The 9,824-nt window shown below is 56.1% G+C and carries 9 protein-coding genes; 4 read left to right on the forward strand and 5 right to left on the reverse strand.

The features are described from left to right. Positions 1-537 (forward strand): hypothetical protein (locus ACF8AM_RS20000; protein ID WP_392557344.1); only part of this gene is annotated, 537 nt, incomplete at its 5' end. Positions 538-791: 254 nt separating this feature from the next. On the opposite strand, the gene ACF8AM_RS20005 is transcribed toward ACF8AM_RS20000, so the two are convergent. The 5 genes from ACF8AM_RS20005 to ACF8AM_RS20025 form a co-directional block, all read right to left on the reverse strand. Continuing rightward, on the reverse strand, positions 792-1,889 hold the full coding sequence (locus ACF8AM_RS20005) for a DUF1559 domain-containing protein (protein WP_392557345.1): 1,098 nt from the start codon (positions 1,887-1,889) through the stop codon (positions 792-794). 459 nt (positions 1,890-2,348) lie between these two features. Then, complete coding sequence (locus ACF8AM_RS20010; RefSeq protein ID WP_392557346.1) at positions 2,349-3,710, reverse strand: NAD(P)(+) transhydrogenase (Re/Si-specific) subunit beta; 1,362 nt, start codon at positions 3,708-3,710, stop codon at positions 2,349-2,351. Beyond that, complete coding sequence (locus tag ACF8AM_RS20015) at positions 3,707-4,006, reverse strand: NAD(P) transhydrogenase subunit alpha (RefSeq protein ID WP_047813211.1); 300 nt, start codon at positions 4,004-4,006, stop codon at positions 3,707-3,709. Before ACF8AM_RS20015 ends, ACF8AM_RS20010 begins: the two co-directional genes overlap by 4 nt. Positions 4,007-4,038: 32 nt before the next feature. Next, the gene (locus tag ACF8AM_RS20020; RefSeq protein ID WP_392557347.1) at positions 4,039-5,172 is read right to left on the reverse strand and encodes a Re/Si-specific NAD(P)(+) transhydrogenase subunit alpha; all 1,134 of its coding nucleotides are present in this window, start codon (positions 5,170-5,172) and stop codon (positions 4,039-4,041) included. Positions 5,173-5,408: 236 nt separating this feature from the next. Then, complete coding sequence (locus ACF8AM_RS20025) at positions 5,409-6,749, reverse strand: NAD(P)/FAD-dependent oxidoreductase (protein ID WP_392557348.1); 1,341 nt, start codon at positions 6,747-6,749, stop codon at positions 5,409-5,411. A 755-nt stretch (positions 6,750-7,504) separates the two neighbouring features. Here ACF8AM_RS20025 and ACF8AM_RS20030 point away from each other — a divergent pair. From ACF8AM_RS20030 to ACF8AM_RS20040, 3 genes are all read left to right on the forward strand, one after another. After that, complete coding sequence (locus ACF8AM_RS20030; protein ID WP_392557349.1) at positions 7,505-8,341, forward strand: hypothetical protein; 837 nt, start codon at positions 7,505-7,507, stop codon at positions 8,339-8,341. Positions 8,342-8,437: 96 nt separating this feature from the next. Continuing rightward, entirely contained in the window at positions 8,438-9,127 is a 690-nt protein-coding gene (locus ACF8AM_RS20035; protein ID WP_392557350.1) for a PRC-barrel domain containing protein, read from the forward strand. Between the two features lie 274 nt (positions 9,128-9,401). Beyond that, positions 9,402-9,824 (forward strand): sulfatase-like hydrolase/transferase (locus tag ACF8AM_RS20040; RefSeq protein ID WP_392557351.1); only part of this gene is annotated, 423 nt, incomplete at its 3' end.

Here is a 9,824-nt window from a genome sequence, read left to right on the forward strand (position 1 = left end):
TTGGCGCTGACGCTCGCGATGTCGGGGTGTGGTGACTCGCGTCCTGAGGGGATGCCAGAAACGTACCCTGCGTCCATTACTGTTAGTCAGGATGGCGTGCCGCTTGCTGACGCCACCGTCACATTCTATCCAGAAGATTCATCGTTGAACCGATGGCCGGTTGGTGGGACGACCAATGAAGAAGGGACTGCTACCTTGATGACATCCACCCGGTATGAGGGGGCACCGGCCGGGAAATTCAAGGTGATCGTCAGCAAAGATGTGACGGAGGGCGACCCCTACCCGAAACATCCCGGTCCAGGTGCGACGCGTGATGAGATCAACGAATATGACCGCGCGTTGAAGACTGGGAAGTTTGAGGTTTATAAGGTTGTGGCAAAGGAATACCGCACCGCGGGGACGACACCTTTGACGGTAGAAGTCACATCCTCCGGCGAAAATATTTTCAGTGAAGACTTGGGAGCTCCTGTCAAGGAACTGGATGTGCAAGCGAGTGCGACATCGAAAGGCGACGCGACTTACACTCCCATGGAGTAAGTCGAACGCGAGATAGCAAACGTCGAGCGGTAAGCCGGAAAGGACGTCAGAGGGTAGTCGAGGGTTGCTGCTTAGAAACTTGCCCTAGGACAGCGAACCCGCAAGAACACCATTCCGCCTCGCCCGTTGGGCGCGGCGGGATGGTGAGTGGCGAAATCGTTCAGTATTTCGACGGCTATGTCGCGTCGATCGCCCGAACGGATCACATGATTGTGTCCGCTCGTTCCTGCCGATGCTTCAAAGCAAGGCTTGGATCAATATTCGCCGGGCAGTTCCGCACCGCGGTGCGTTCCGAGTGCTCCCCAGACTCCGTACGGGCTCTCACCAGAGAGCGGTTGCGTTTGTGTCAGGTCACCACTGTCGATCGAGTCGGTGATGAATCGAACAGATCCATCCAGTAGTGCTCCGTGGACGCCACCTGTGTGATAGCTATTGGGTGTGAAGATTGCGGCCCAATAGCCCGTTGGGCTGTCCCAGCAACTCGGCCCATTGGGGGCGACGACGGTGTGGAACCCATTCCAAGGTGTTCCCGTTTGGAAGAAGTTTCCACGCCAAGAGTCACACGGGTCCAAGTAGAAGTTTGGGTTTTCTGGATCCACTGTGCTGGTGACGCACACGTCGGGGTGAATGATTGGTTGGGCCCCATCGGGATCGAGCAAAGCACCGTTGTAGCCGGAGCTTCCCTTGACCTCCAATGAGTAGTTGCCGGAACTTGCACTGGCCGATTCGCTGAAGGCCAGCGTGTTGCTGGTTCCATCGAGAATGTCTCGAAATTTGACCCATGATTCCAAGTGAAATGGGCCCCTGTGGCGAGCCTGAACATACTGGTTGTTGATGTAGTTTGGGTGGTGCCAAGCTGCATCGAGTTTCAGCATGCCGTCACCCATATTGAACATGTAATTGATCCGTGCGTTGTTGGCATAAGTCGACGGACTGGACGAATTGGGAGCGGACGGGCATAGCACGCCGGGCAATATGGATTCGTATTCCGATCCATTGAACATTCGGGCGAAGGAAGACGTCGACGCAGCAAGACGCTCCTGGATCGTTTCATAACGTGCTTGTTGTTCAATGTATGGCAGCAGAGCGACTGTGATGCCTGGATAATAGCGTGCAACATTCTGGCCTTCAGGCAGGACCCCCGCTGAGGGGAACGTGTTGAAGCTGGAGTGGTAGTTGTGCAGCGCCAAGCTCATTTGCTTCAAACGATTGCTGCATTGCATTCGTCTGGCGGCCTCACGGGCTGATTGCACCGCTGGTAGAAGCAGTCCCACTAGCACACCGATGATTGCGATGACCACCAGCAGTTCCACCAATGTGAATCCACGGGATCGATTGACCTGGAATGACATCTTGGTTCTCTCACTTCTTTGGATTTCGTGAACACTAGAACGCCTTGTGGGGTCGGCATTCAACGAGTCCGCAATCTACCATGCATGCGAGAGGCCGCTGGACGCTGCTGTTTCTTGTGTCCGCTGATGCGGCTTGGTGGGTGTGTATTTCACCTTAAGGGAGGATTGGTATGAGATTTTTTTGATGTTCAGACTGAATGGTGCGTTGCGGCCGAGGTCAGGGAGTGAAGTCTCTTCGTGATAACTTTTTCTGAGTTCCATCCAGCGGGTGTTTGGCGGTCGGTGCCTTGGGGGGGAGGCTGCTTCTGTTTCGTCCTCAGGCTTTCTGCAACCTGCTGCGGGTATCAGTTCCGGTAGGATGAAGAAAGGCAGAAGCCAGAAGAACAGTGGAATCCGCTACCCTGCCAATTATTCGCGCCCGAGCACCATCGCATCCCGGCTGGCTGAAGAAACGGGTTGTTAGGATTTGAATTCAGCGATGACACTGCTGAGAGATTGTTTGGCATCACCAAACAGCATTCGCGTGTTCTCGCCAAAGAACAGTGGGTTCTCGACGCCGGAGAATCCGGAGGCCATGGAACGCTTTAGAACAAACACGGTTCTGGCGTGGTCAACGTTGATGATTGGCATGCCATAAATGGGGCTGTTCTCGTCTTCGCGTGCGGCGGGGTTCACCACGTCGTTGGCTCCGATCACGATCGCGACGTCGGTGTTTTCCATCCGTGGGTTGATCTCGTCCATTTCGATCAACTGATCGTAAGGAACATTCGCCTCGGCCAACAGGACGTTCATGTGACCTGGCATCCGTCCGGCAACGGGATGGATCGCGTAGCTGACGTCCGCTCCGTTGGCTTCGAGCAGTTCGCCTAATTCGCGGACCACGTGCTGAGCCTGGGCGACAGCCATGCCATAACCTGGCACCATGACGACTGATGAAGCGGCCTCGAGGATCAGGTAGGCGTCGTCGGCGGTGATCGGTTTGACTTCGCCTTCGACCTTGGTGGCTTGGGTTGTTGCCGCGAATCCGGAGAACAGCACGTTGCTGAGCGATCGATTCATCGCTTTGCACATGATGTTGGTCAGGATCAAGCCGGCAGCGCCGACCAACGATCCTGCGACGATCAAGATCGTGTTATTGATCGCAAATCCGGCGGCACACGCGGCCAGTCCCGAGTAGCTGTTCAGCAGCGAGATCACCACGGGCATGTCAGCACCACCAATCGGGATGACGGCCATCACACCTAGCAAGACCGACAGACCGATCACAACGAAGACCAGTGGGAACGTCCAGGTGGGGGCCATGACGTTGGCAACCGCACACGCCAGCGTGACCAGTAATAACAACACGTTGACAACGCGTTGCCCTGAAAACGTCATCGCTCCGCTGCCGATGGATCCTGACAGTTTGGCCCAGGCAACCAGCGACCCCGAGAACGTTACGCCACCGATCAAGATCGAGAGCAGGATGGTGATCAGCGTGAAGGAAGATGAGTCTTTGCCGTACAAGGCCGCCCAACCGACCAGCAGACTGGCGATGCCACCGGAACCGTTGAACAAGGCAACCATTTCGGGCATGCTTGTCATGGCCACACGTCTGGCTGCAATCGCACCGACCACCGCACCGAGAACCGCTGCGCCCACCAGGTATCGGTAGTCCAGAATTTCCTTGGACGTGAGTGTGATCAGGACGGCCAACAGCATCCCGACCGACGAAAGCAAATTGCCTCGCACGGCGGTGGCTGGTGAGCTCATGAGTTTGAGCCCGAAGACGAACAAGATGGCCGCGAGGATGTAAACGGATCCCAGAACTTCCATGCTCATGAGTCACCTCCCGATGGGCTGTCTTTTTTCTTGAACATGCTCAGCATGCGATCCGTCACCATGTAGCCACCGACCACATTGACGGTGGCAAAGAACACCGCGAGAGCGCCCAGCCACGTTGACCACGGTCCCAAATCGGCTCCGGCAGCGATGATCGCTCCGACGACAGTGATGCCAGAAATCGCGTTGGCACCGGACATCAGGGGCGTGTGCAGAGTCGCCGGAACTTTGGCGATCAGCTCAAAGCCTAAGAATACGGACAACATCAAGATGAAGGCGAGCAGGACGGCTTCCACGGGAACCCTCTGTTGGAAAGATGAAAGGCGGTTTACGTGTGCAATTTGGCGATGGTGTCATTGACGATCTGACCACCGCGAGTGATGACGGCGGCCTGAACGATTTCGTCCTCGGGGGCGAATTCAAAACGTTTGGATTCGGCATCCCAGAACTCGTCGATCAATGCGGTCAAGTTGTTCGAGTACATCTCGCTGGCGTTGCGGCTGACCTCGGAAGGTAGGTTGCCTTGCCCGATGATTTTGACGCCTTCAAGATCAACGATCTCGTTCAGCACCGACCCTTCAACGTTGCCACCTGTTTCGACGGCCATGTCGACCACGACGCTCCCGGGTTGCATCGCCAGCAGCATGTCGCGAGTGACGATGCGAGGTGCTGGACGGCCAAACAATTGAGCGGTGGTGATGACCACATCGGAGGCCGCGATGATTTTCTTTTGGCCTTCCTTTTGAAGTTCAATTTGTTCTGGCGTGAGCGCTTTGGCGTAGCCCTGCTCGGTTTGCCCGACTTCGCCCAAATCGATTTCCACAAACTTGGCACCGAGAGAACGGACTTGTTCGGCAACGACGGGCCGCGTGTCAAAGGCATCGACACGAGCACCAAGTCGTTTTGCGGTCGCGATCGCTTGCAGTCCGGCAACGCCCGCGCCGATCACGAACACTCGAGCAGGCCGGATGGTCCCCGATGGAGTCATCATCATCGGGAAGATCTTCTTGCTGTGATAAGCGGCTTGGATCACCGTGACATAGCCCGCCAAGTTGGCTTGCGAGGACAAGGCGTCCATCTTTTGTGCACGAGTGGATCGTGGGATCATCTCCATTGAAACGGATGTCACGCCGCACTTAGCCATCTCACCGATCAATTCTTTTTCGTTGAACGGGTCAAGGAAACTGATGTGGATGGATTCTTGCCGAAGTTCAGGCACCTCGGGGACTTCGGGACGTCGGACTCGCAACAGGATGTCCGATCCGGACAGGATCGACGTTCGGTCGGATTGGATGACGGCGCCGGCGTCGGAGTATGCTGCGTCCGGAAAACCGGATTGGGATCCCGCACCGGATTCGATCTGGACTGAAAACCCCGACTGAATCAGCTTCTTGACGCTGGCGGGGACGAGTGCCACTCTCGCCTCGCCTGGCCAGTGTTCGCGGGGGACGCCAATCTGCATCGCTTCGCTCCTCGTGTGTTGAATCAGCCGGTGATTGGATCGTCGGATCGCTCTCGACCGGCATTGCCTTCTTGTCTCATGGTAACCCTCCGCGACGGGCCCGTGCGTCACGGCAGGCCCGAAAGAGTGATGGAACGAGGATGTTCAGAGAAATTCAAGAAGATTCTTGGACGGTCGCGCAAAGCCATCTGCGGAAACTCAGAAAGCGAGCTTGGTTCCCCGTCAAACGCGCCTCTTTATCCGGCATGTCTTCTGGAGGTTCGTTCGTTGGTGGGCGAAACAAGTTGGGCTGGTTGTTCACCGGTGATGATTCGATTGCTGCGATTGAAGGTGACGTAGTTCCAGGCCCATTGGACCAAGATCAACAATCGGTTTTGAAACTGGACGATTAGCATCAAGTGAACGAACAACCAGAGCAGCCAAGCGAATAACCCGTCGAAACGGCGATTGCCAATCAGTGCCACCGCAGCGGCGCGACCAATCGTCGCCATCGTGCCTCGGTCGGTGTACTGGAACGGTTCGTCGATGGATTGACCACTCGCCAGTCGCGAAATCACCTTGGCAACATAGCGTCCTTGTTGGATCGCGACGGAGGCGAGTCCCGGCAGGGATTTGCCATCGGAATCGGTGAACGATGCGATGTCGCCGATGACGAAGATGCGGTCTTGGCCTTCGATTTGACAGGATGAATTCACTGGTAACCGGCCGCCTCGGTCGGTGTCGATTCCGATCGCCGACGCGAGTTTCTGCCCCAATGGGTTGGCTTTCACTCCAGCGCCCCACAACACGGTCATGGTCGCTACAACGGTGTCTCCATCGGGGCCGGAGAGGTGGACGGCATCGGCGGTGATCTCGGTGACTTTCGTGTGTGTATGAACTTCGATTCCAAATTCGCGAATTTTATCGGCGGCTCGTTTGCAAAGATCCTCGGGGTAATGAGCAAGCACATGTGGCGCTGCCTCAACGATCATGATCCGGGCTTCTTCCGGTTTGATGTGTCGGAAATCATGTTTCAGCGTGTGGTGCGCGATCTCCGACAGTGCGCCCGCCAGTTCGACTCCCGTGGGGCCTCCTCCCACGATCACGAACGTCAGTCTCGCCTTGCGTCTTGCGGAATCCGTTTCTCGCTCGGCGGCTTCAAAGGCCAAGTAAATTCTGCGCCGGATCTCGGCCGCGTCGCCGATCGACTTCAGTCCCGGCGCAAATTCTTGCCATTCATCGTGACCGAAATAGCTGTGCGTTGCTCCGGCAGCAAGCACCAAGTGGTCATAGTTCAGTTCGCCATCGGCGAAGATCAGTCGCTGGCCGGCGACGTCGAAGTCGGTGACTTCGGCCAACAGCACGTCGCAGTTGGTTTGTTTGCGAACGATCGAACGCAGCGGAGTGGCGATGTTGGCTGGCGAAAGCCCACCCGTCGCGACTTGATAGAGAAGCGGCTGGAACAGGTGGTAGTTGTGGCGATCCACGATCGTCACGCGAACATTCGATTTGCGAAGTCGCTGTGCTGTTTCGAGACCTCCAAATCCGCCGCCGACAATGACCACGTGAGGAACTTGGTTGGTGGGAGATGCGTTCATGGGATGGAAGTGATTGGCGGATGTCGATAGCAAACGTTGAAGAGGGGCCGTTGCGGCGTTCATTGAACGCGTCTTCGTGGAACAAAAGGTTTGAGAAAGCTAGACGTATTGCTGCAAGGGTAGCGAACGTGGCAAGTTCACGATCGACGCTATTCGTGATGAAGTTCGCCAGGTTTTCATCGAATTCCTTTGCCATGCGAGCGTCGTCGTAGTCTTCCGATGCGTTGCCCGGTTTCACCCGATCGTTTTTTCGGACGCAAGGCTGAAGGATGGTGTGCCCGGCCAACTCGTGACCTTCCTGGCGAAGCTGGTCCAGGTCTTCCTGCGACGGAGGCAGTCAAAAGCAAAAGCCAGTGAAGTTTGTACGAGGAGAACATGGAGCGTTTGGAGCCTGATCGGGTGTGTTGGCCAGGATCAACGCCGGCCGAATCCGGCATCCGCCACAGCAGTGCGGCACCGATATCCTAGTGCGAATGCAAGCTACAGTCGATCAAGGCAAGCCTGGTTGCGAGTGGGGCTGGGCCAAGAGGCATCTACCGCGAAAACGATTGTTTCAGTCTCCGTTGTGAAGACCTGGGGGATGCCGTGGAAGGGATCGGGGGAATTTGGTGTCAGGTGCCGTCGACGGTTACATTCGTTGAGCGGCTCTTTTGGCAATTGTGTTTCTGATCCCAGCGAGTGATCCGATGTATCGAAATGTTTGTGGCTCCGGCGGGCGAAAACAACAGACGTCTTCACCAGATCGGGCATCCTCCATGCGAACCAGTTGGTTTGATGCGGTGACTTCGTTTCTGATGGCGGTCTTGCTGATGCTGACCAGCGTGGTTGGCGTGCTGTTTCTGCTTTGGGTGCTGCTGCCGGAGGATGAGATCGTCTTGACCGAACCGGTGACGGAGATCACAAGCGTCTCGGTTGGAGGGACCGCGACGGTTGCTTCGCCGTTTGATGTTCCGACGAAGCAAGAGACAGTGGATTTCCACACCACTGACTTGGCAGCATCGGTTCAGTCACTTGTGTCGGCCGCCGAACAAATGGCGATTGCCGAACCCACGTCGGATTCCATGGCTCCATCGGGAAACGATGGCTCTGGCACGATCGGCAGAACCGGTTCGGACAAGTCGGGCGATGCAGATGCCGACATCATCCCGAGATTCAAACGATGGCAGATAGAATGGAAGGCCAATGACTTGAATGAATACGCCAGGCAGTTGGATCACTTTGGAATCGAGTTGGGCGTTGTCGGCGGAACGCGACCAGGAGTCGATTTGGTCAATGAGTTCGCATCGAATCCAAGTGCGCGATACCTGGAACGATCCGACGACGAGAAGCGTTTGTACTTTCTTTGGACTCGCCCCAGCCCGCTGCAGCGCTTGGAGGAACGCTTGCTGATGCAGGCAGGAGTTACCACTCGCGATCGCCAGGTCCTCAAGTTGATTCCAGAAGAACTGGAAGTGCAACTGGCAACGTTGGAGCTTCGCCACGCGGTGTCGAAGGGACACGACTCGGTGGATGAGATCGCAAAGACTGTCTTCGAATGCGTTTCGAAAAGCATCGGATACGAGTTCCGAGTTGTCTCGCAGCGGTATCGATAGGCGATCGAGCGATTGGTTTCGGAACATTGTTTGCACCAACTCGTTTGCATCAGTGATGCTGTATCAAGTTGACTTTGATATGAAAGGAATGATGCGATGATGATTTCGACGGAGGCCGTGATGGGCACGGAGTTGATGGGAACGGACCAGAGCGTGGGGGCGATCTGTGACCTGTTGTTTGATGACGAAACTTGGGTTGTCAGGCACTTGGTCGTGGATACTGGGCACTGGCTTCCCGGTCGTCAGGTTTTGTTGCCTCCGATCAAGGTCCAAAATGCGGATTGGAACGCAGCGAGTGCCTCGGTGCCATTGACCCGGCGAGAGGTCAAGGAAAGTCCTTCGGTCGAATCCGATCGCCCGGTGTCGCGTCAGATGGAGATCGAGCTGTATCAGCATTTCGACGTGCCGTACTACTGGGGCCCGGCGGGGGCAACGTTGGCAGGTAGCGGTTACACGCCGATGCCTTTGGCGGCCGGTTTAATGCCGATGGATCAAGTCGAAAACGATGACATTCAGCGGAACCATCTTCGTAGCATCAAAGAAGTGTCGGGCTACACCATCCAAGGCACGGACGATCATGTCGGGCATGTGCATGGGTTGGTCGTCGATGATGTGAACTGGTCTATCCAGCAATTGATCGTTGACACGGGGAATTGGTGGCCTGGCAAGAAAGTGTTGATCGGCCGCGGACACATACGAGAGATCTCTTGGTCGGATGGGACAGTCACGGTGGGGCTGACGCAGGATGAAATCAAACGTTCGCCTCTTTATGAACCCGTGGTTTGAGTGATTGTTGATGAACGCTTCGTTGGCTGCGACGAAGAAGACGCGGCGATGGAATGGAGTTTGTCTGTCGCAATTCGTTGTGCCTGCGTCGCATTTCAGTCAAGTGTGATGGCTCGAGGTGAATTTGTGGCCGCATCTGAAATGAACCAGCCCATTCTTTGGTAGCCTTTGGGGCCACTCGGGGATTTCGCCAGGAGCTTTTCGCATTGGAAAAGATCGTGTCTAGAATGTGAGGTCCCCCCTTCCCCTCCCCACTCTGATTGATTGGCTACTGATGAATTGGTTGCGATGGTTTGTTGTTTCCGCGGTTGTTTCTCTGCCCTGCTTGATCGATGTGGCCGCGTCGCGAGTTCACGCCGATGATGTCGCGTCACGTCCAAACATCATCTTGGTCATGGCAGATGACTTGGGCATCGGAGACGTCTCTCCGACCAATCCGGATTGCAAGATCAAGACGCCTCGGTTGCAGCAGATGGCCGATGAAGGGCTGACGTTCTTGGATGCCCACACGCCCAGTTCCGTGTGCACCCCAACCCGTTATGGATTGCTAACCGGTCGCTACAACTGGCGTTCGCGATTGGCCAAGGGCGTGTTGAGCGGAACCAGCGAGCATCTGATCCCTGGCGACCGAGCGACGCTGGGGCACTTGCTTCAAGGTGCCGGCTATCACACGGCGATGATCGGCAAGTGGCACCTC

The sequence above is a fragment of the Rhodopirellula sp. JB055 genome (genome assembly GCF_043100905.1).
Classification (GTDB): Bacteria; Planctomycetota; Planctomycetia; order Pirellulales; family Pirellulaceae; genus Rhodopirellula.